The following is a 20956-nucleotide window of genomic DNA, read 5'->3' as shown; positions in this document are numbered from 1 at the left end:
TGCAGCCATTTTGAAGCGATACGGGTGGTCCGCTGGTTGATCTGGGCGATTTTGGGGAGGCGTGTGCCAGTGCCCACTCGAAGCCTTCACGGGAAATCTCGACCATGAGGACAGTTTTCTGGCCTTCCTTGGTACCCCATCCGCAGCGGTACATCATCCACGGGAACGACGGCTTGATCCACGTCAAGACTCGTTCACAGCCCTTTCCGTCTGCTCCCGTCCTTGACGCCGCCGTACAACCCCCATTCGCCGAGGCCGGAGTAGAGCAACGCTGTGCGGCATTGGGGAGCCGACAGGCACTCGGCCTCACCTGCGTACACGGCCACCAGCGAGTCGCTTCCCCGCCACCAGGTGTCCGCCAGCCCTGTCACCTCCTTCACCGGCTCGAACGTGTCCAGGTCGAGTGCGTCGATGTCATCGCCGGTGACCCTGGTGACCTGCTTCGCCCACATCGATGCATGGTGAGCCAGTGCAACGGACTCCACCCACCCTTCGACGGTCTGGTGCAGAGGTGTCCATCGATCGCCGTGTATGCCGAACTCACCCCCGGGGCCGATCATGAACGAGTACGGAACCGCGGTCCGCTGGGGCCCCGCTTCGAACCACCATCCTTCAGCATGTGAACCTTCCGGAACGTCGGTGTCCAGGTACTTGGGTCCACCGTCGTAGTGGGGAGCGGGAGGCAGGACGAGACCACCCCAATGCTCCTGATACGCCGTCACCCGGTCGATCTCCGCAGATGGAATCCCGAGCGCAAGCCACTGCTCCCTGTGCCGGCTCACCCGCGGCACGTCGACCTTGATGCCGTGAGCGAGGACAAAATATCGGGCCCGCCGCGTCAGCCTCTCGGGCGCATGATTGAGATGAAAGTCCACGCGAGTGACGCTACTTGGTGCCGATCAGTACAGACCCGCCGCGCAACGTACGCTTCCGGACGCATACCATCCGAGCCTCGTCCGAAGACTGACGGCATGACAGCAAGACCCATGTCAAGGCGCGTTCGTAGACCATTTCTCTGATCACGTCTTTGCCGCACGCTGATCACGTGATGTGTCAACCCAGCAGATCGACGACCTCGCGGTAGTCGTCGTAGGCCTCGCCGTACTGGTGGGCGGCGAGGAGGAACATGGAACGGTCCGTCAACGCCTGTCCCAGTGCCTCCCGGCTCTGCTCCGTGGCTGCCGTGTCGGCCAAGCGGCGCGCGAGTGTCACGTTCTTATCAAAGATTGGGCGGAGTGGCTTCAGGATGCGGTGGCTGCGGTTCTCCCGGTGAAGGGCTGAGCGAATGGTGAGCCTCCGGTGCAGGGCTACCAGGGCGGGAAGGTGTTCGCGGGGTTCGGTCCTGGCCGTCTCTCTCAGACCGGCGACCTGTTCTTCGAGGATGGGCAGGCTGTCGAAGTATTCCCGTTTGATGTCGGGTGACCAGTCATGGAGCGGGAAGCCGAACGCAGGCGTGGGCGCACCCGGGAGCGCGATGGGCTCTGTCGGCTGGCCGGACAGAGCGTACAGAGTGGTCCACCATGACAGGATGTTGCTCCAGCTCTTGCGTTCCCCCGTCCTGTCCAGCTCGGACAGACGGGCCAAGGCGTCTTGTCGGGCCCTGCCTGCCTCGACGCGTCGGCCGGCGGCGTCCAGCATTCCGGCGTGTCGGACCAGTTGCCACGTCAGGATGGCCAGCGGCGAGTTGCCCTCATCGACTTCGGCACGGCTGGCATCCACGATGTTCGCGAAGGCCGTCAGAGCCGTGTCGTGACATCCAGCCGCATCCAGCTCGGCTGCCCATGCCACCATGGTCCAGAAATCGACCTGCGCCGAGCCTTCTGAGCGAGCTGCCTGGACCAGCTGTCCGCAGAGCTCTGCGGACAGCTGGTGATTGCCGTCCTCGGCCAGCACGGTGGCCAGCTGCCAGTGTCCGTACAGAGGACTTGGTACTTGTCCGTGCGCAAAACCCCATCGCCCGGCCTCGGCCATCTCCTCACATATCGCGAAGCCCTCAGCCCTTCGTCCGGCGGCATACAGCTCGTACCGGTACGCGGACAGAGCACGGACGAGCAACTCGGTCTTTTTGGGCTCCCCCGAGTCGATGCGCCGTGCCGTGGCAGCGGCCTCGGCGTGGCGTGCCAGTCGCACCTCCGGCCGGTCTCGGACCTCTGGCGCGTAGCCATGGGAGAGCAGTGCCTGAGTCAGCTTCGGCAAGTACGTAAGCGGACTCGCCGCCGAAAGCACTCGGTACGCCTCGACTTGTTGGCGGACGCTCGGTCTGCCTGTTCCAAGCAACATCGTGCGTGCCCGTAGCACCGCATCCTGATCGACCTTGTCGGTGTGATCCATGACGGCGATTCTGAGAGCCGCAGGAGTGGCCGGACAAGGCTGCTGAGCCGTGCTCTTCGTCCTACGAAACCGGCCTTCAACCTGTCACGATGAAGGCGGTACACCGCTCGGCGGCTCAACTCACCACGCGATCGACGCCCCACGTCTCGCCTCTGTCGTCGTCACCCATTGCCGAAAGAGGCTGTGAAGCGGCTTGATGACCCACGTCAAGCCTCGTTCATAGTCCTGTTTGCCAGCCGGGGCCGGATGTGTGCCGCTGGTCGGCAGTCGGATGCCGATGGTGCAGCAGGTCCTGCTCGCTGACGGCCTGGTCCTCGGAGAGACGGGCCATCGTGGCGCGCACCGCGTCGGCGTGCGACCAGTTCGGCGCCGCGCGCTCTTCCACCATCCGGCGTGCCCAGGCAGGACGCTTGTCAGCCATCGCGGTCCCCTGTACGGTCCAGCGGCGCAGCCTGTGCCCCGACAGGGTGATGCCCGCGGAGCGAAGGCCAGCCCTTCTGCGGCCGAGCATGGCACGGCCTCTTGATCGCGCGGAGGTGACAAGGGGCGGTGACATTCCGAATGTCAGCGACTGATGTCACTTCCCGTAGCCGCACTACCCGCGTACGTCATGGTCATCGAGTACCCGGTGCTGCGCGTGGTGAGGGCCTGACCGCGAACACCATGCCGATGTCGGCGGCCTGCTGCACCGGGTCCTGCTCCGCGCTGACCGTGAAGCCGTGTGTGAGGAAGACCTCGCAGACTGTGTCGCGGTTCTGCTGCCAGCGCTCCACCTCGACGACAGCCTGCCGGACCAGCGGCCAATGCCGTTCCTCGATGCCTCTGAGCACATCGAGTTCGGCGCCTTCCACATCGACCTTGAGCAGGTCGATGTGGTCGATGCCCTGCTCGTCGAGCACTGATGACAGGGGCCTGACCTTCACCCGGTGCGTCTCAAGCCGCCGCATCACCCGCAGCTTGCGGCCGACGAGAAAGCTGAGGACAGGAGCGGGTACGCGGCGCAGGACCGGTCCCAGGCCGCCCTGGCGGATCATCTCGACTACGGTGGCGGTGACCCGCCGCCGCTCAGCCTCGATGTTCCCCTGGTCCCGCAAAGAGGACGAGAAGATCGTGGCGGCCGGAACGTAGCTGAAATCGAGCTCGTCGTCACGGGACGCCAGACCGTAGGGGAGCGCCGTCAGACGTCCGTTGAAAAACTCGCGAGCATTGCGTTCGAGCGTCGCGTGGAGTGGCGGCATCGGCTCGAAGGCGTAGATCCGCACATCCCCGTCCAGCCGCTCATAGACGGCCGCCGAGAACACACCGATATTGGCGCCCACGTCGAGTACTGTCGCGCCCGGCGCGAACTCGACGCCGTGGGTGAAGTAGCCGCCCACCTCCTCGCGCAGGAAGGACGCCTCCCAACGATTGATACTGTGCAGTTCAATCATGTCCATGGCCATGACAAGACGATTTATCAGGGTTGGAGTCAACAATCCAGCCCGCACGCTTCACTCAACCGCTCCGGGTCTGGTTGAGGCTCCGGACTGTCTCGAGTTGAGTGGAGTCGAGAGGACCTTTCGTGACTCAGCTCCGCCGTCGCCTCGCCCGAGAGTACTCGAGGCACGCCCTACGCTCCGTAGGCATAGTCCACGTCGCGATGATCGACTTCATAAGCCGCAGACTCACCCGCAAGTACACCCCGAACTGACGCGACGCCCAATCCTCGAACAAAAAAGTCTCACGAGGAGAACGAACCGCTCTTTAACGCGGCCATGTCTGCTCCCACTCAGGTACCCGGCTCGTTCTGACGCTGGGATAGGGCTCAACGTTCAAGCCTTCTGTCCTGTCATCGCGGAGTGTGGCCACCAGGGTTCTGGACCGTGCTGCACCGATATGGAGGCGCTTGCGTAGAGTCTCGGCGGAGATCGGTCGGCGGTGTAGTTCCCAGTGTTCGGCATCCTCTCGTCGGGCCCTTTCCAGGAGGGCGTCGTGTGCGGTCCGTATCGGTCGTGGCTCGTACTGCACCGCCTCTTGGTCTGGTGGCCCCTGCGTCGCCGTCGAGTGCGCGCCGTCCTGTTCTGCCATGCCATTCATCGCCTGGAGCAGGCCGGGGCCCACTTCCGCCCAGCCGATCAGCAGCAAGGGGCCCACGGCGTCGAAGGCGGCTTTGCCGGTCTGGCCGGACAGGAGTGGGTCCGTGACGTTGAGAGCCAGGGTCATCAGGCTGGACAGAATCAGCAACCGGCGTGCCGGGCGTAGCTGCTCGGAGGGCGCGCCCTCCATGGCGAGATAGCGGATACCGAGGAGGAGGCCGAGGACTGAGAGGTCGACCGCAGGTGCGACCAGTGGTGCGACGAGGGCGGGTACGCCGAGGCGTGTGGCCAAGGCCCATACGTTGCCGAAGCCGAACAGGAACGTCAGGCCGACAACGGTACCCATGATCACGGTGACGGAACGGAAGGCCGTTGCCTGTTCATGAGATCGTCGTTCCTCGGGCAAGGTCCGAAGCGGCGGCTGCGGCCGGCTCCTCATGTGGCCCTGCCCTGCGGGTCAATCCGGTCGTCCGGGAGGAATGGTTCTGGTCGATCCTGCGGTGCGGACTCAAGGGCCTCGTCCGCTCCGGTGTCTCCCCGACCACTCCGCTGAAGTTGAAGATCGGCCCGCAGCACGACCGGTTGGGCTTTTGGTTCAACTCGGACTCGGACACACCATTGCCCCCTGAGCCCCGTTTCACGGGCAGGGTAGACTGGCACCCGCCTCCGGCTTCCCGCCGGGCGCGGGTGTTCTGTCGTCTCGGCAGGCTTGTGACTTCCTCCTTTGTGCGCTTGCGGCGCTTGCATGTGCTGCTGCCGTGCCGGTCAGCGGATGGCGATCCTTTCTCCTCGTGGGGTGTCCGCGGTCAGGGTCCGGGTGGGCGGGTCGAAGATCATGGATATCGACTCGGCGCGGAGGTACTCGACCGCGGCGGCCGATGTCGGTGGAGCTGCCGGTCCGTTCAGCTCGGCCGCGTGGTCGGTGAGGCGGATGACCAGTGCGGGCAGGTGGGGCAGGACGTGGTCTTCGCGGACGTAGGCGTTGGGTGTCCGGTGGGGGAGGGGCGGGACGGCGCTGGAGTGGCCGTGCCGGCAGCGGTAGGCGGGGCGGTGGGTCCAGTGGGACTCCATCCGGCGCCCGCATATTCCGCAGCGCAGTAGTCCCGCCAGGGTATAGGTCCGTCCCGGTGCCGTGAGTCGGGCGGCGCGAGTGTGCTGGACGGAGACGAAGTCGGCCTCGCTGACCAGTGCCGGGTGTGCCGGTGTCGTTGAGATGATCCAGTCGGTGGGGGCGTTCCAGCGCATAACGTCGCGGTGGCCGAGGCTGGTGTTGGCGGGGTCGATGAGGTCGTGGTCGGTGCGCTGACGGTTCCAGACCTGGTGGCCGGTGTAGCGGGGGTTGGCCAGGATGGAGCGCACCGTGGTGAGGACCCACCGCCGGCTGGTCGGGTGTGGGTTGCGGTCTGGGTCGGCGGCGGACGGGCTGGGTATGCCGGCATCGTTGAGGGCGCGGGTGATGCGGGCGACGCTGTGTCCGGCTAGGCGTTGGGTGAAGATCCAGGACACGACGGGCCCGCACTCAGGGTCGATGTCCAGGCGTTGGATGCGTACACCGCGGCGGCCGAGGGTGCGGTTGGGGTGCGGGCCTGCGTCGGCGAGCCGGTATCCGTATGGAGGTCGGCCGCCGAGGTAGCGGCCCTGGTCGCGGGTCTGCACGGTCATCGCGCTGCGGACCCGGATGCGGGCGCGGGCGATCTCCCGTTTGGAGAGGATGCCGAGGAGGATCATGAGTTCTTCCTGGCCGGCGATCTGCGGGTCGAAGGCGCCGCCCAGTTCCGGCACCCACACCTCCACCCCGTAATGCTCGAAGAGCGGGGCCATGGCGGCGAACTGGTTGCCGTAGAAGGCGCGTTCGCTGGAGCCGACGATGACCGCGTCGAAGTCCCTGTCCGGGGCGGCCATCGCGGCGAGCAGCGCGGCTGATTGCGGCCTGCGGGCCCAGGGTACGGTCCGGCTGCGGCCGACGTCGAAGTACTCGGCGACGATCCGCCCGTGCCCGGACGCCAGTGCCTGGGCGCCCAGCAGTTGCCAGGCTTGTGATGTGGCCGGGTCCTGGTGGTCCTCGGTGGAGACTCGTCCGTAGAACGCGAACCGCAGGCCACCCATGTGCGGGCAGTCGGTGGGGACAGCGTGCAGGGTGGAATCGTGAGCCCACCGGGTCAGGAGCCCGTAGCCCGCCGACGGGCCTGGCGTTGGGCGGGCGGCCTTTTGCGCTGCCATGTTCGACGCCTCCTGTCGGTCGCCGAGCCACCCCCTATCGAGGCGATGCCCGCACAGAGGGCACCGTGCACGAAGACCAGGGACGGTTGACCCGAAGGAGTGAACATCGGGACACTCCGCAGTCACGGAATGGACCCGAGGTGCTCAGGCTTCGACGCGGTCCGTGCATAGGCTGAGAGAGCCCCAGACTGCGCCAAGAGCTGCGTCGGAACACGCTGTCCAGGAGGAGCCGCATCGGTCGGCGCCGCGGAAGCACCTTTCGTGTCGGAGCTGTGGGGGACAGAACCCGGCGTACAGCCCGACTCGTCTGCCGCCACCTGCGGTTTTGCTTGGGAAAGGGCCTCTGAGCTGGGACGGAGGCCCTTTCCGATCTTTCAACGGCTTGCCGCGTTAGGCGACGGAAAGTTCCTCGGAAGTCCCTCAGACAGAGCTGAAAGTCCCTGAAAAGTCCCTAACGCAGGAGGAGCGGGGACGCCTCTGGCCTGGGGCAGATCATGGGTTCCGTCGGTCTCGGTATGAGGTCTGCGATCGCCGCGTGAGGTGGCAAGCGGCGTCCATCGCAACGTGGACCCGAAAGCGGCGGATGCAGTTCCTGGCGAACCCCCACAGTGCCTTGCCACGCCCAGTAGCCTCGGGCCCACGACCGAAGAGACGATCATCGCGCTGAAGAACTACGACTGGCTCGTTCGGAACAAGGGCTTGGACGAGGTTGAGCTGCACTGGGACAGTGACTCGCTAATCTCGGGCGAAGGCGGCTACGAGATCTCGCTGCTGACCGATCCCGGGTTCACGCCGGCGACGAGGAAGGGATCCTGAAAGGCGATTTCGTTTGGCGTGATCTTGTGACGAGCTGGCTTGGTGGTGATGTTTGATTGCTTCTGGCTGGTTTGTTCAACGACTTGTCCACCAGGCTGTCCCGGCTCCCGTGGCCGTAGTGGCTGTTGTGACAAGTCACGTGGGTATCTGCCGTATGACGAAGTGCAGCCCGCCGAAACCCGATGGCCATGGACGCCAGTGATCACCAGCGTCATGAACCGGCTCCAGACCCTCCCGAACACCGGCTGACCAGCCAATTCGACCGTCCTAACAACCCACACGACCACCCCGGGAGTGGAACCCGGCGCCCACCCCACGCGACAACCGGGGCGTCAGTCTGCCCCACCCCCGGAGAGGCCGCACCCCACACGCACAGAGTCCCCGTCAGCGAACTGACGAGGACTCGTGAACGATCGAGGCTAACCTCCATTCCATGCAGTTCACCCTCGATGGCGAATCCTTCGAGCTGACGCCCACGCTTGTTCGTGGGCGTCTTGCTGGTCACGTGCCCGAGGAGATCCGCGAGTACTGGGTCGAAGTAGATGGTGTGCGTTGGCCGGTCAAGCAGGTCATTTCCCTTTCGACAGGTGCCAAGCGCAGCCGGTTTCAGTCGCATGACTCTCGGCGGTGGCTGCAGAACCTCGGGTTCTTGATCGGTGCCGGATCCTCGGCCACCGAGAGCGGCTCGGGCCCGCGGCTGACCGGCGCGTCTCGTCGTGGGTCTTTCGACGCGTCCCAGCTCAAGGAACTGGAGGCGCTCGACGTCCGTGTTGCGTTCTCGTGGCTGAGCGCCGGCCCGATCACGCTGGACGAAGCCAGCCTGCCGAGGTTTCCCGGACTCCCGCGAGTGCCAGGGCTCTACCGCTACGATTTCGGTGTGGACGACGACGGCATCCGTGTGCTCTACATCGGGGAGTCCGTGGAGCTGGCCAGGCGAGCCAGCAACTACCGCAACGCCAAGACGGATCGCTCTCGTCAGCGCACCAGCCGCCGCATCCACAAGGAGATCGTCGGCCACTTGGAGTCCGGTGGTTCGATCGAATTCGCCATCGCAACGTCAGTCCGCTGGGGTGACGATGTCAAGCTGGACCTGCGGCTCAAGTCCGCCCGTCGCCTTGCCGAGAACGCCGCGGTGCTTCTCGCGCAGTCGCAGTCCGGGATCCGCGTGCTCAACATCGATGCGGAGCTGGGAGAGGACAGCGAGTGAGCAGTCTCCCGGACCTTCGCTTCCTGCTCTCGATCAACAGCGAGAACGCGTGGAGCGATCTGCTCGCCACCCTCATGAATGCCGACCAGGCGATCACCCGCTCCGTTCTCGGGATCGAGGCTTTTGGCCCGCTCCAGATTCGTCGGGAGGTCTCGAAGCCGCGGGACCGGAAGGCATCGGATCGACCCGACCTGGTGGTGGAGGCGAACGGTCAGGTTGTCGCTGTCGTCGAAGTGAAGCTGCTTGCTGGCCTCGGAAGTGAACAGCTGGAGCGGTACTACAAATACGTCGCCGAGGAGGACCGAAACGACTGTCAGTTCGTGACGGTCTCGCTTCGGCGCATCCGCCTCGACACCACCCATGCCCAGGGCTGGCAGAACCTCACCTGGGAGGAGCTCATCGCTCCCTTCACCTCGTCCCCGATGCCGTGGGCCGCGACGACCGCCACAGCCTGGGCGAGCCACATCGAGTCCCAGGTGCCGGAGGTGGATGGCGACACCGTCTGGAATCAGATCGACGGTATCGACCTCTACCTCGCCCTCCGGCTTCGTGCTGCCTATATGTACGACAACGTCACCTTGCCCGGCGGCTCATCGAAGTCCATCCAGGAGATCGGCTCCGGTGGCCTGTACGTCGCGATCGTGGACGCCCCGATTTCGGGCAGCGGTTACACCGTCCGCTGGGAAGCCACGGAGAGCTTGCCGACGCAGGACGTTGGCAAGCTCGCCGGGGGCAGCGGGCTTCGTGGGGTCGACGTTCGCTTCTTCCTCGTGCAGCAGCAAGTCACCTCCTCCAAGGCCTACGACTGGGATTACCTGGCGCTGCTCTGGCAGGAGTACCTCGCCCAAGAGGACTGGATTCCGTGGAGACCCCATCCGCCGCGCAAGACGTTGCAGTGGGAGAAGGATGGCGTGGCTCGGCTCAAGGAACTCGGCGCTCCAGCGTTCCTCGGCAATGGCTATGGCGAGGGGCAGGCCAAGCTCAGCGGTGAGGTCGAGTTTGGCGCGCGCTTCGTGCTGCCGCCCTCAACCACACTCAAGGAAGCCGCCGAGGTGCTCAGCAGGGTGGCCGTGATCGGGTCACGGATGGCACAGCACGCGACTCAGCCGCAAGCCAAGGAGACTGTGATCGCGTTGATCAACGGAGAATCCGATAGCGGCAATGCAGGGGTGGACGGATAGATGACAGGCGACTTTGGACCCGACCGCTTGCGGCAGCTCTTCGGCGACCCTAACGAGGACGGGGTCTACCTTGTTGGCGTCGTGGAGTTCTCGGACGATGCGAGCGAGGACCAGTGGTCGTACGTCGGGAACACTCAGATGGGCACCCTGGAATCAGCTGCCAACAGGCTCGGCTATGAGCGGCGTGACATCACGATTGCGGAGCCTTATCGAGAGCCTGGCCGTGGGGTGCTGCCGGACGGCACAGAGCTGGCAGTCACGTCGACCACCGTGCGAGGGAGCGCATCCTGGCATCGGAGTAGCCGGGAGCCAACGCCGGAGGAACGGCTCCGGTGGGCAGGGCATCAAGTGCCACCGCCACCTCCCCCGAGCGGGTGCCGGTCGGTCCCAACATGGAGACGGCGAGGCCTCGGATCGAGGAGCACCAGGGAGAGGTCTTCTACACGAAGACCGGCAAGCCCTTCACCTACCGGACCAACCGCTACACCATGGTCATCGTCGAGAGCCGGCGCAACGTGCAGTGGCACGAGATCAGGTCAGCGCTGGAGGCATGGCCGATCGCGGGGCCGTCGGAGGTTCCACGATGCCCCGAACCTTCTGGGCGGTACGTCTACGGGATCGTGTCCGACGAGCGGATCCGGCAAGGAGACTGGTGACAGCCTTGGACCTGCGGCTCCTTGGCGGCTGATGCGATGCTCGCCGAACCTGCCGAATCGTCGGACCCGCGGTGACCTCCCCGCGGTCGAGGTACACGCTGTCCAGCGTGACCGGGTCGAGGAGGGCGACCTCGCCGTCCCGGTCGTACCGGATGTACTTCCCCCACAGAAGCTGCGAGGAGGCCACTGGTGTTACGCGGCTTCCTCTTCCAGGGTCCCGCGCTTGTCCATCAGCTTGCGGACGAGTTCCTCCCCCGTGGCCTGCAGCTGTGCCGAGGCCTCCGGGGAGCCGCCGTCCGCGAGGACGATCACGCCCGGAAGGGTGGGGTTCGCGGCGATGACCGTGATGCCGGCGGGCTCGGTGCTGACCACCATGATCGCGTTCTCGACGGGCACCCAGTCCGTGTTGTCCTTCAACGCCTCCAGGATCTCGGCCTGCATGGCCTGGAAGGCGTCGCGCTCGCCCATCCAGACCCCCGTCTTGCTCTTGGAGTCGACGACGTCGGCGTAGATCAGGTGATCGCCCTTGGTGCGCCGGGGAGTCGGCATGACCCTCTCCTTTCCCGTGCTCGGCTTGTGTCGGCTTCGGTGGTGCCAGTGCACAACGAGAGGTGTGCGGGGAGCAGCCTTCCGCGTCGCTGGGCGGACGGCACATTTCGTGGGTGATATAACCCGGGAGATATGCGGGCGGTGCTCACGGCAGGTAGAAGGGAGAACGCTCGTGTCTTTGCGGTGGTGTGAGGTCAGGCCGCACGCGCACCTTGATCGGGGTGAGTTCCGCTTCTTCCGCGGCAGCGGCCACCGGGAGATCGACGGGGCCTGCGCTGCGGTGCTCCTCCTTGGCGGTCATTTGCTCCTGGACGGTGCGGGAGCGGCGATAGACGCCGTCCGGCATGGGGCACCAGGCGTAGCGGGCGTCGAGTGCGGCCTTCAAGCGGGTGCGGTCCGCGGTCGAACGGTCCGAGTAGAGGACTTCAAGCTCGGTGAGGTCGCAGATCGCTACGAGGCCCGCGCCGATCCTGTCGTCCCATTCGGCCGTGTTCTGGCGGAGCAGGAGGCGGGCGACGGCGGAGGTGTCGATGAGGTAGTCGGCGACGGTTACCCGTCCGCTCCGCTACCGCGGTCGTCGGTTGCCGAGTCCGCGCCCCTGGGGCGGTACGCAGGTCTCGTCTGTAGTCGTTGGTGATCGACGATTCGCGGGCCACCGGGTTGGGCGCTCTGAACAGAACTCCCGCATCGCTCAGCGTCAGAAGCGCATCGGCCTTCATCCTGAATCGCTGTTTGGGAAACACCCTCGAGCCACTGGACGGTGACCTCGACGGGGCCGCCCTCCGTGCACTGCAGCCCCAGGTGGGCCCGGCCGGGCTGCTCAGATGGGCTGCGGCTCGAAGTCCCAGCCGGGAGGGTCACCGGCCGCCGATGTCAGCGCCCGTTCGCAGGACCGCCGCAGCGGATGCCCTTCGTCGAGGACCTGCCGGGCCCGTAACAGGGTGTCCTCGCGCAGCGCGGATGCCTCGTCCTGGCGGCCCGAAAGATGGTGCACTGCGGCCAGGTTGAGGGCACAGCCCAGAGTCCATGGGTGGTTGGCGCCCAGTGCGGCTCGCATGCCGCCCCACGCCTGCCTGATCCGCCGATCGGCCTCGTCGTGGGTGTTGTCCAGCCGCCAGTGTGCCAGCCCCAGATTGCCCAGCACGCCCGCGGTACTCGGGTGGTCGTCACCGAGCTGGTGCCGGTAGTCCTCGTGGACCTGCTGGGTCAGGACGGCTGCTGCGCCCGGATCGCCGTGGGCGCGGAGCAGGGACGCGTAGTCGGCCTGGACCATCAACGTCATCGGATGCTTCGCGCCCTGAAGCTGCCGACACCGATCCATCAGGCTGCGCAGCAGGTCGCGGGCGGCCGGGGTGTCTCCGACGCGAAGCAGGCACAGCGCCTGGTTGTGCAGGGCGGCCAGCGTCTGGGGGTGGTGCTCGCCCATGGTTCCGCGGTGCAGCCGTGCGTTGTTCTCCTGCAGCGCGGCGGCCTCCTCGTGCCGGCCGACGAGCCGCATCGAACGGGCACAGGTGAGCCCGCTGAGCAGGGTCAGCGGATGGTTCGGGAGCAGCCGCTGGCGCAGGGACAGCAGTTCACGGTGGACGGCCACCGCCTCCGGATATCGGCCAAGCAGTCCGAGGGCGACCCCGAGGTTGTGCAGCGAACGCTGGGTGCGGGGTGCCTCCGGCCCATCCTGGGCCTCATACACCCGCCACACCTCGTCGAAGAGCTGGTGCGCCTCCTCGAACAGGCCCAGCGCCATGAGCGATCCGCCGAGCCCGCCCTTCGCCCGCAGCAGGTCCGCGTCGTCGGCCGCCCGCTCGTACTCCAACTGCTCGACCACGGCCCGCCCCACGGCCTCCGCCTCTCGGTAACGGCCGCACCGCCGCAGCATGTTGGCGTGCTGGTGGATGAGCACCAGCATGGACGGATGGGTCGGCGGCAGCCGCACCCGCCAGCGTGCCAGGGCCTGTTCGCACAGGGTGAGACCGGTGCTCTCCTCGTCCCGCAGCCGCAAATACTCGATGCAGTTCAGCACGAGTTCCCGCACCGAGTCCTCCGCGCTCTCCAGCGCGCCGGAGGGACCCAGATGCGGCAGCAGTCCGGAGTACGTCGGCCAGGTGCGGACGTTGGACGGGTCCCTCGGGTCGGCCGAGACCAGCACACGGCAGGCGACCGCGGACAGTTCGTCTCGGTCGGTGGGGGAGAGGGTGCCCCGCAGGAACCGGTGGTACAGGCGGTGCATCTCGACGCTGTCGACGTAGGCGTCGCTGCTGGACGCCTGTACATAGTCCATGCGTACGGCGGTGGATTCGGACAGCCGGACGAGCGCGTTCTGCCAGCGCACCGGATCAGCGGCCAGCTCGGCCAGGTGCGGCGGCAGATCCCCGGGGCGGGCCCGCTGGAGCAGTCGTACTGGGATCGAGCCGGCCGAGAACATCGCGAACAGGCGCAGCAGCTCCGTCGTCCTGGGGTTGTCCAGCTCCAGGGAGTTCAAGGTGATGGCCCAGCTGGTCTGGAAGCCGATCGGGTAGTCGGAGGAGATCCGGATGCCAATGTCCTCGGCGTCGGCGCCCCTCAACCGGGCGATGTACTCGGAGGCCGACACCCGGTTGGCCTCCAGCCAGGCCGCGGTCTGCGTCAGCAGCAGCGGGAAGTCTTCGACCGCCTCGGCGAGCTGGTCGGCCTCCTCCTCAGTGAGCCGGTCCACGTGCCGACGGGCGTAACTGATGCTCTCCGCTCGGGTGAAGCGGTCCACCTGGACGTCCGCGACCTGGCCCGAGGCCGCCCAGCCGCGGGTGAAGGTGGTGATCGCGACATGGCCGCCGCCCTCCGGAAGCAGATCGTCGACCTGCTCCATGTCGTCCGCGCCGTCCACGATCAGCAACCAACGCCGGTACGGCCGTCCCGTGCGCAGCGCCTCCCGCACCGCCCGCACCCGCTCGCCCAGCGCCCGGGCGTCGGTCAGCTGCAACAGGTCGGCGAGGTCGGCGAACTGCTGGCGGGCGGTGGCCCGGAAGCTCGCGCTGATCCACCACACCACGTCGTACTCGTTGGCGAACCGGTGCGCGTACTCGATGACGATCTGGCTCTTGCCCACGCCCGAGATCCCGCGCAGCGCACAGCGGGCACCGCCCCGGCCGCCGCGCTCGAACCAGGCGTGCAGCTCCTCCAGGATCGGATCACGGCCGGTGAAACGGAAGTTGCGGCTGGGTACGTTCCACACGGCCGGCGGAGCGTCCGGGAAACGCGGCGCGACCGGCAGGTCCTCGTCGTCGTCCGGCGCGGTGCCCTCCAGACCGAGCACGGTCAGCAGCCGGCGCAGTGCCTCCTCCGGGTCCAGGTCCCTGAGGGCGGGCGGGCCGAGGATGGCGGCCGAGGCGGGCAGCGTACGGGTGGACAGATCGACGGCCACGAACCGGTCCAGATGCGCCGCGACCACCTCGCCCAGCGCCCCGGCCCACTCGTCCTCGGTGCGATTGCCGAGCCGCAGGTACTCTTCGTCGAGGAGCAGCAGGATGCGTCCCGGTGCATCGTCCCGCAGGTCGTGGAGCAGCTCGGACAGCGGCATGCCCGGCGCCGGGTCCCAGCGCCGCAGTTCGGTACGGCGGCCGTGCCGCTCCAGCTGGTGCCCGATCCAGGTGGCCCAGGCGCGGTCGGTGCCGGCGTAGCTGATGGTGATGTGTTCGGCGGACCGGCTGTCCGGGGCGCGGGGCGTGGGGTGCACGTCCGGACGGGCGCCGCCCGGGGCGGTGGTCAGGTTGCCGTGCGTCGAGGGCACCACGAGCTGGCCGGGTCCGGTGGGCACGGGTTCCCGGACGATCAGGCTGAGCAGCTCGACCGTACGCACGGGCACCCCCCAGCGGTTGGTGATGGTCAGCCAGATCGTGCCGGGCCCGGTAGCGGTGCCCGCCGTCACCACGAAACGGGCCGGACCGTACGTCCCGCCGAACCGGTGCAGGACCACACTGGGCTCGCTCAGCGCCTCGCACACGAAGTACGGTGCGCCGTCCAGGGCCACACCGAAGTCGAACTCCTCCTCCTCGTACGGCCACGCGTCTTCGCCCGTCGGCCCGTTGAGGTCGACGGTGACGAGGTAGCTCTGCCCGGCCGTGGCCCGGCGGGGCCAGCCGACAAGCGGCTCGACCAGTAACGAGGAGGCGTCGCCGTTCATGCGCCCTCCTCCCGGGCCCGCACCTTCAGCTGGAGCGTGGTCCGTGGGTGTCCGAAGTAGAGGAACATGAAGCTGTAGAGGACCAGCAGGACTTCCCGCTCGTTCTCGGTGTCGCCGCCGAGCCGATCCACCCATGACTCCGGATCGGGCAGCCGGACCGCCGCGGCGGCCCGGAACTCCCGCAGAGCGCCGGCGACGGGCAGCTCAGGATCGGCGCATACCCGCCCCACCAGATCCCTGACCAGTAGGTGGGCGATGTCGTCGCCCACCTTCCCGGACACCGCGATACAGCCGCCTGCTCCCTTGCGCAGAAACAGCTCGGCGAACCCCCGCAGGACGTCCTCACCCTGCCCCAGATTGCGGAACGAGCGGGCGGAGTCGCAGGCGTTGAGGCACACGAGCGTGCTCCCGCCTTCGAGCGCGGACATCGGATGCAGGTCGAGCCGGTTCCAGGTGAGGGCGTCGATCCTGACCTCGTGGGCATGCGCACCGTATTCGGCGTGGCACCCCATGTACACCAGACCGGCACCGAGGTTGCGGCGGCTGAGGTCGGTGAGGAACGTCCGCGGGGTACCGACGTGCGGCTGGTGCACATAGTTCTCGAACACCTCGCGGTCACGGCGCATCCGATCGGCGTAGTACCCGAGGACGTGCCCCGCGCAGGAGGCCGGTTCACCGAACGGGGCGGTCCCGGCCCGGCGGATGGTGGTCCAGCGCACCACGGTCACCAGGGCGCCCAGAATCCCCGCGATCAGCCCGCGATCCCGCCGGTCCGGCAGCAGCAGGAGCTCCCACGGGATGTCGTAGTCGGTGTCGTCCCAGACCACCAGTTGTAGCTCCGCGCCGTGCTGGGCCCGCAGATCATTGATCCAGGCGACCAGGTCCTCCTGCGTCCTGGACCATCGGGCCAGCCCCAGCAGGACCTCGCTGGGCGGGATCGGACGGCCCCGCCGCAGATTGTGCAGGGCGAGGTCGTCCGGGCGCAACCGGGCGGACGCGGAGTCCAGCTGCATGGTCTGGGTGCCGCTGTGCCCGATCAGCCAGAACGCCTCCCGGCCGTCGGCGTAGGCGCGCTGCACCGAGAGCTTGGCGAACCCGGTGGGCAACTGCCGGTCGGGATCTACGGGTTCGGGGGCCAGCTGCAAGACCTCAGAGGGCTCGATCACATGATCGGGTACCTCGGTCGGCTGGGGCGGCGACAGCGCCTCGGGCTGCGGAGAACGCGCGGGCGTGCCCGGCCCGAGCGGGATCGCCCCGCCGAGCCCGAGGGGACCGGCCAGCTCATCGGGCATCGGTCACCTCCCGCGTGCCGAGCCCGGCGACGGTCACCCCGCCGAGCGCGTCGGCGAGCTGGAACGTCAGATCTGGATACGGCGGCCGTGCCGCGTCGACGACCACGGAGTGCAGCCGCATCCGGCCCATCGCGCCGATCCGCCCGGCCGCTGACAGCGCGTCCTCGATGCCCGTACGGCGCACCGGCCCCGGCACCCGCCCGTCGGCCCCCGTGTCCAGCGGGACGTTCCCGCGGCCGTCGGTGACCACCACCAGCCACGCCTCGACCAGATTGGAGCGCTGCTGGAAGGCCCGCCGCAGCAACCGGTCGGTCACCGCGAGCCCGTGGGCGAGGGGGCTGCTGCGTCCGGCGGGCCGGTGCAGGGCGCGTCCCACCCGGGGGTCGAGGACGCTGCGCGCCACGAAATGGTCGGCCCGCAGCTCGTGGACCGCGTCCAGGGCGCCGACCTCGACGACACAGATGGTGGCCCGCCCGGTGTAGGCCCACTGGAAGTACGGGGCCAGGGCGGACTGCCAGTCCCAGCCGCGGCGGCAGGTGTGATCGAGCAGCAGCACCAGCATCCGCTCGGCCACCGGCAGCCGTGCGTAGCTGCGGAAGTCGCCGGGCAGGACGATCAGCCGGCCGTCGCCGTCGGCCCGCAGGGCCCGGCGGGCGGGTAGGTTCTGATGCTTGGCGGCCTCGATGACGCTGGCCACGAATGCGAGGTCGCGCAGGGTGCTGGCGGGTCGTACGCCGATCACCGGGCCCCGCGCGGAGCTCGGCTCGGGCCGCCGCTGCCAGGGGATGCGCAGCGGCGCGAACTCCCTCAGGAACTGGGCGTCGTCCTCCGGGAACGGCGAGCCGACGCCTTCCCCGGCGTCGGCGGCGAAGGTGTCCAGCGCCTCGGCGGGCGAGGCGGGCAGCGCCACGGCGGCACCGGGCACCTGTCCCGCCGAGCCGCCCTCGTCGGGCACCGGGTCTGGTTTCGGCGGCTCGGGCAGCGGGCGCCCCTCGGGAGTACCCCCGGACCCGACCGGCCCACCGTCCGCGAGCACGCCCGTACCGGACGGATGCATGGGCCTGGCGGCCACACCGATGAGCCGGGCGGCCTCGTCGACCCTGTCGACAGCACACCGCTCGTCCCCACCGAACACGGCCAACGCCCGCGCCAACCGGGCCAGCCCCAGGACTCGCCGACTGCTCCCGTCGCCGTCGAACAGTCCCACGACCCGCACGGCGGCGTCCTCGGTCAACGGACACATGGCTTGTTCGGGCGCTGCGAGAACGTCCCTCCAGCTGTCGGGTATTTCACCGAGGCTGAGGGTGATGACACGGGGGGCGTGATCGTGCGGGAGTCGTGGCTCGTCGACCTCGGTCAGCTCGTCGAGGAGGCGTTCTGGCGTCAGGCCCGCGGCGTTGAGGCGGATCGGAAAGCGGTCCAGGAGGTGGGGGGAGAGGCGGCCCACCTCCGACTGGCGGCAGGCGGCGAGCCAGCGGGCGCGAGGGCGCCAGCGAGTGCGGAAGCCGGAGCGTTCCACGGCGGCGACATCGGCGCCCAGGAGCTGTACCGCGGCTCGCATGCCGGGCAGGCTGAGGCGGACCAGGTCGGAGACCACGACCAGCGTCGAGGCGTCGGCGCCGGTGTCGACCAGGGGGCCCGGGGCGAGGGAGAAGTTCATGCCGTCGCCCTCGTGCCGCAGCGTCGGCCGCAGCCACAGCTCGTCGTCGCCCGTGACCGAGCCGAGCATGGTGCGCCGTACCGGAAGCCCGTCCCGTATTCCGAGGATCCGGGCGAATGCGTCCGTCACCGGCGCCACCATCTCGGGCTCCAGATCAAAGAGCAGCACCCCGTCAAGGCCGGGCCCCAGCGCGGAGCACGCCAGTACCTGAAGGAGCCGCTGCCGGGGGTCGGCGAGGCTCCCATGCACGGCAACCGTCATCCCAGCAGCCTGTCGAGCAGCTCCGACTCCTCTGGTGTCCACTCGACGGGCCCTCCGTGCGCGGCCTCGGGTCGTCGGTGCCGGAGGGACAACGGCACCACCTTGCGGACATGCTGGGCTGTCACCTCCGGCGCCCCCTCGAACGCGGCCAGCGCCCGCGCGGCCCACGCGGTGACCACCTCGCCGCGATGCCCCACGCCCCGCAGATGCGTGGCGACGTCGGCGCACACCTTGGCGATGTCGTCGCTCAGCCGCACGTCCTTCACCGACTCCCGTGCCGCGTCCAGCTGTTCGCGCAAAGCCTGGTCCGCGGACTGCCCGTCGGTCAGCCAGGGCGATGCCGTGCCCGCCTCGTCGTCGAACCGCAGCACGGCCAGCACCATCGCCCGCCGTGCCTCCTCGTCGAGTTCGGAGACGGCGACCATCAGCCCGAACCGGTCGAGCAACTGGGGTCTGAGCCCGCCCTCCTCGGGGTTCATCGTGCCGACCAGCCCGAAGCTGACGCCGCGCACGGTGTCAATGGCCTCGCGCTGCACCGACAGCACCCCTGTGGAGACGACGTCGAGGATGATGTTGACGATGTGGTCGTCCAGGAGATTGACCTCGTCGATGTACAGCATCCCCTTCTCGCCGGCCTCCTCCAGCAGCCCCGCCTGCGAACGCGCCTCGCCCTGCATCAACGCGTCCAGTTCCCAGCCGCCCAGCACTCGGTCGTCCGTGGCGTTGATCGGCAGGGTCACCGGCAGCTCTCCGCGGGTGAGCAGCGAGAAGGCCCGCACCACGGTCGACTTGGCGGTGCCGCGTTGCCCGCTGATGAGTACGCCCCCGATCCGGGGCGCGATGTAGTTCAGTTCGAGCGCCAGCTTCAGCTCGGCCTGCCCCACCACATAGCTGTACGGCAGGATGTGGATCTCAGCGGCGCCGTTCCCAGCCGTCACGACGCGCTGCCCGGGGTCCAGCGGAAGGTGACCTGGAGCTGTGCCTCCGCCCCCGACTTCACCAGCACCGCGCCGAGTTCGGCGTCGAGCTTGATCGAGAGCTGGAGCTCCACCTCGTCGGGCTTGAGCCCCTCACCAAGGTCGGCGAACCGGTCCGCCGCCTGCCGGGCGCATCGCCGGGCGAGATCCAGACCGTCGGCGTACACATCACGGGCCACCTCCAGCACGCGCTCGGCCGGATTGCCGCGGGTGTCGATCCCCAGGTACACGTCGTCCGGGCCGCCTGTTCCCCCGGGAGCGCCGTCGACCTCGACATAGATCGGCCCGTCCCGGCCGTCCGTCGCCACCCCTCTTACGATCGCCATCGCGCACTTCCCCCGTCCAGCGAGCCGGCTCTCTGAGCTTTCCTTCCCCATTCTGGACCGTGGTCAACAGACCTGTAATCAAGGTGTGTTGATTGTTGTCTCGGCACCGGCGCGGTCGGCGGCCCGGCGGACCCGGTGCGCGATGTGCCGGATGAGGAACTCCAGGTCGGCGCAGTACACGGACGGGTTGAGGAAGCCCCCGTCGGCCCGGTACCGGTGGGCGTAGTTGCCGCCGCCGCACACCTGGGCCAGCGGACACGCCCGGCAGCGCGGTGACAGGGCGGCCTCGCCCAACTGCCGGGCGACGACGCCGGGATGGTCCAGGACGTCGTCGAAGGCGTGCCGGAAGACATCGCGGCCGGTGGCGGGGGCACCGGCGTACGCGGTCTTCAGGGAGTCGACCTGCTCGATGGCGCCGTCGGTGTCGACCACGACCGCTACCACGGGGGAGTTGCCCACCGCTTCGGCCCGGCCGGGCAGTCCGAGGAGCAGGCCGATGATCTCGCTGAACAGCCGGATCGGCACGGCCCGGACGGGCGTGTCGAACCACAGGTCGAACACCTGGGCAAGCCAGGAGCCATAAGGGTGCGGTCCCTCGGCGGGCGGTGGGTGCGCCCAGTTGGCGTGCGGCAGCAGCAGGTCCAGGGAGGGAGGTTCGAGGGCGGTCAGCGACCGGTAGACCTCGCCGGGGTCGGTGTGCGGGTCGATCACCGCGAGGATTCCGGCGTACGCCTCCGGGTGCCGGCGCAGCACGGCGAGTCCCGCCGAAGTCGCTGCCCAGGTGGAGCGCCCGGCGTGGTCGATGCGCCACCGGTTCAGCCGGGGGGTGCCGCCGTCCAGGCTCACCCCGATCCGGACCCCGGCGGCGGCCAGTCGGCCCACCGCGTCCTCCGTCAGCAGTGTGCCGTTGGACTGCACGCTGGCGTCCACGGCGCAGCCCGGGCCGACCGCCTTGCGCACCGCGGTGACATAGCCGACCAGGGTGTCGACGCCGGCCAACAGGGGTTCGCCACCGTGCAGGTTGATCTGCAGGGAGTCCAGTCGGTGGGCGGCAGCATGCTCGGCGATCCGGGCCGCGGTGCGCCGCATCACGCCCGGCGGGACGCGCCGGGGACGGTCCCGCCAACTGCTGTCGGCGCCCTCGTAGACGTAGCAGTACAAGCAGGCCAGATTGCAGCGGCCGTGGACCTTCAGTACGAACTGCCTGAACGGCAGAGCCTGTACACCAGACCGTCGTAACGCGGGAACG

At 68.2% G+C, this 20956-nt stretch carries 17 protein-coding genes and 2 pseudogenes; 4 read left to right on the top strand and 15 right to left on the bottom strand.

Features of this window, described 5'->3' with window-relative positions; translation table 11 throughout:
* Positions 1 to 58 precede the first annotated feature (58 nt).
* From ACFY0P_RS22345 to ACFY0P_RS22315, 7 genes and pseudogenes are all read right to left on the bottom strand, one after another.
* Positions 59 to 310 (bottom strand): annotated as a pseudogene (locus ACFY0P_RS22345) (DUF4291 family protein); the annotation flags it as partial.
* Positions 195 to 875, bottom strand: coding sequence for a hypothetical protein (locus ACFY0P_RS22340; protein WP_388915708.1), 681 nt, complete (start codon positions 873 to 875; stop codon positions 195 to 197). The pseudogene ACFY0P_RS22345 and the gene ACFY0P_RS22340, both read right to left, overlap by 116 nt.
* Positions 876 to 1053: 178 nt before the next feature.
* The gene (locus tag ACFY0P_RS22335; RefSeq protein WP_388915705.1) at positions 1054 to 2331 is read right to left on the bottom strand and encodes a hypothetical protein; all 1278 of its coding nucleotides are present in this window, start codon (positions 2329 to 2331) and stop codon (positions 1054 to 1056) included.
* Positions 2332 to 2548: 217 nt separating this feature from the next.
* Positions 2549 to 2752: a hypothetical protein gene (locus ACFY0P_RS22330; protein ID WP_388915702.1), complete on the bottom strand. Its 204-nt coding sequence runs from the start codon at positions 2750 to 2752 to the stop codon at positions 2549 to 2551.
* A 193-nt stretch (positions 2753 to 2945) separates the two neighbouring features.
* A complete protein-coding gene (locus tag ACFY0P_RS22325) occupies positions 2946 to 3773 on the bottom strand; it encodes an FkbM family methyltransferase (protein WP_388915699.1) in 828 nt (275 codons plus the stop codon).
* Positions 3774 to 4074: 301 nt separating this feature from the next.
* Complete coding sequence (locus ACFY0P_RS22320) at positions 4075 to 4812, bottom strand: SpdA protein (protein WP_388915696.1); 738 nt, start codon at positions 4810 to 4812, stop codon at positions 4075 to 4077.
* 359 nt (positions 4813 to 5171) lie between these two features.
* On the bottom strand, positions 5172 to 6626 hold the full coding sequence (locus ACFY0P_RS22315; RefSeq protein ID WP_388915693.1) for a recombinase family protein: 1455 nt from the start codon (positions 6624 to 6626) through the stop codon (positions 5172 to 5174).
* A 564-nt stretch (positions 6627 to 7190) separates the two neighbouring features.
* On the opposite strand from ACFY0P_RS22315, the gene ACFY0P_RS22310 reads away from it, so the two are divergent.
* The 4 genes from ACFY0P_RS22310 to ACFY0P_RS22295 all read left to right on the top strand — a co-directional run bounded on the left by ACFY0P_RS22310 (position 7191) and on the right by ACFY0P_RS22295 (position 10486).
* The gene (locus tag ACFY0P_RS22310; protein ID WP_388915690.1) at positions 7191 to 7442 is read left to right on the top strand and encodes a hypothetical protein; all 252 of its coding nucleotides are present in this window, start codon (positions 7191 to 7193) and stop codon (positions 7440 to 7442) included.
* A 433-nt stretch (positions 7443 to 7875) separates the two neighbouring features.
* Entirely contained in the window at positions 7876 to 8649 is a 774-nt protein-coding gene (locus tag ACFY0P_RS22305; protein WP_388915687.1) for a hypothetical protein, read from the top strand.
* The gene (locus ACFY0P_RS22300; RefSeq protein WP_388915684.1) at positions 8646 to 9830 is read left to right on the top strand and encodes a PD-(D/E)XK nuclease family protein; all 1185 of its coding nucleotides are present in this window, start codon (positions 8646 to 8648) and stop codon (positions 9828 to 9830) included. Before ACFY0P_RS22305 ends, ACFY0P_RS22300 begins: the two co-directional genes overlap by 4 nt.
* A gap of 332 nt (positions 9831 to 10162) precedes the next feature.
* Positions 10163 to 10486 (top strand): hypothetical protein, encoded by a 324-nt coding sequence (locus tag ACFY0P_RS22295; protein WP_388915681.1) that lies wholly within the window; start codon positions 10163 to 10165, stop codon positions 10484 to 10486.
* A 192-nt stretch (positions 10487 to 10678) separates the two neighbouring features.
* Here ACFY0P_RS22295 and ACFY0P_RS22290 read toward each other — a convergent pair whose 3' ends face one another.
* The 8 genes and pseudogenes from ACFY0P_RS22290 to ACFY0P_RS22255 all read right to left on the bottom strand — a co-directional run bounded on the left by ACFY0P_RS22290 (position 10679) and on the right by ACFY0P_RS22255 (position 20922).
* On the bottom strand, positions 10679 to 11035 hold the full coding sequence (locus ACFY0P_RS22290; protein ID WP_388915679.1) for a hypothetical protein: 357 nt from the start codon (positions 11033 to 11035) through the stop codon (positions 10679 to 10681).
* A 220-nt stretch (positions 11036 to 11255) separates the two neighbouring features.
* A pseudogene (locus ACFY0P_RS22285) lies at positions 11256 to 11567 on the bottom strand (VapC toxin family PIN domain ribonuclease); the annotation flags it as partial.
* Positions 11568 to 11855: 288 nt separating this feature from the next.
* The gene (gene fxsT, locus ACFY0P_RS22280; RefSeq protein WP_388915677.1) at positions 11856 to 15191 is read right to left on the bottom strand and encodes an FxSxx-COOH system tetratricopeptide repeat protein; all 3336 of its coding nucleotides are present in this window, start codon (positions 15189 to 15191) and stop codon (positions 11856 to 11858) included.
* Entirely contained in the window at positions 15188 to 16483 is a 1296-nt protein-coding gene (locus tag ACFY0P_RS22275; protein ID WP_388915674.1) for a CHAT domain-containing protein, read from the bottom strand. Before ACFY0P_RS22275 ends, fxsT begins: the two co-directional genes overlap by 4 nt.
* Positions 16473 to 18404, bottom strand: coding sequence for a magnesium chelatase (locus ACFY0P_RS22270; protein ID WP_388915671.1), 1932 nt, complete (start codon positions 18402 to 18404; stop codon positions 16473 to 16475). The genes ACFY0P_RS22275 and ACFY0P_RS22270 overlap by 11 nt, the downstream gene beginning before the upstream one ends.
* Entirely contained in the window at positions 18401 to 19342 is a 942-nt protein-coding gene (locus ACFY0P_RS22265; RefSeq protein ID WP_388915668.1) for an AAA family ATPase, read from the bottom strand. Before ACFY0P_RS22265 ends, ACFY0P_RS22270 begins: the two co-directional genes overlap by 4 nt.
* Entirely contained in the window at positions 19339 to 19707 is a 369-nt protein-coding gene (locus ACFY0P_RS22260; RefSeq protein WP_388915665.1) for a CU044_2847 family protein, read from the bottom strand. The genes ACFY0P_RS22265 and ACFY0P_RS22260 overlap by 4 nt, the downstream gene beginning before the upstream one ends.
* Before the next feature lie 78 nt (positions 19708 to 19785).
* A complete protein-coding gene (locus tag ACFY0P_RS22255; protein ID WP_388916377.1) occupies positions 19786 to 20922 on the bottom strand; it encodes an FxsB family cyclophane-forming radical SAM/SPASM peptide maturase in 1137 nt (378 codons plus the stop codon).
* Positions 20923 to 20956 lie beyond the last annotated feature (34 nt).

Source organism: Streptomyces sp. NPDC001714 (genome assembly GCF_042892755.1).
Taxonomy (GTDB): domain Bacteria; phylum Actinomycetota; class Actinomycetes; order Streptomycetales; family Streptomycetaceae; genus Streptomyces.
This window is presented reverse-complemented; position numbering and strand designations above follow the sequence as displayed.

What these genes read in the sequence shown, in the direction of transcription:
- ACFY0P_RS22335 (WP_388915705.1), bottom strand. Translation starts at nt 2,331, where the DNA reads ATGGATCACACCGACAAGGTCGATCAGGATGCGGTGCTACGGGCACGC.
- ACFY0P_RS22330 (WP_388915702.1), bottom strand. Translation starts at nt 2,752, where the DNA reads ATGGCTGACAAGCGTCCTGCCTGGGCACGCCGGATGGTGGAAGAGCGC.
- ACFY0P_RS22325 (WP_388915699.1), bottom strand. Translation starts at nt 3,773, where the DNA reads ATGGCCATGGACATGATTGAACTGCACAGTATCAATCGTTGGGAGGCG.
- ACFY0P_RS22315 (WP_388915693.1), bottom strand. Translation starts at nt 6,626, where the DNA reads ATGGCAGCGCAAAAGGCCGCCCGCCCAACGCCAGGCCCGTCGGCGGGC.
- ACFY0P_RS22305 (WP_388915687.1), top strand. Translation starts at nt 7,876, where the DNA reads ATGCAGTTCACCCTCGATGGCGAATCCTTCGAGCTGACGCCCACGCTT.
- ACFY0P_RS22290 (WP_388915679.1), bottom strand. Translation starts at nt 11,035, where the DNA reads ATGCCGACTCCCCGGCGCACCAAGGGCGATCACCTGATCTACGCCGAC.
- fxsT (WP_388915677.1), bottom strand. Translation starts at nt 15,191, where the DNA reads ATGAACGGCGACGCCTCCTCGTTACTGGTCGAGCCGCTTGTCGGCTGG.
- ACFY0P_RS22275 (WP_388915674.1), bottom strand. Translation starts at nt 16,483, where the DNA reads ATGCCCGATGAGCTGGCCGGTCCCCTCGGGCTCGGCGGGGCGATCCCG.
- ACFY0P_RS22270 (WP_388915671.1), bottom strand. Translation starts at nt 18,404, where the DNA reads ATGACGGTTGCCGTGCATGGGAGCCTCGCCGACCCCCGGCAGCGGCTC.
- ACFY0P_RS22260 (WP_388915665.1), bottom strand. Translation starts at nt 19,707, where the DNA reads ATGGCGATCGTAAGAGGGGTGGCGACGGACGGCCGGGACGGGCCGATC.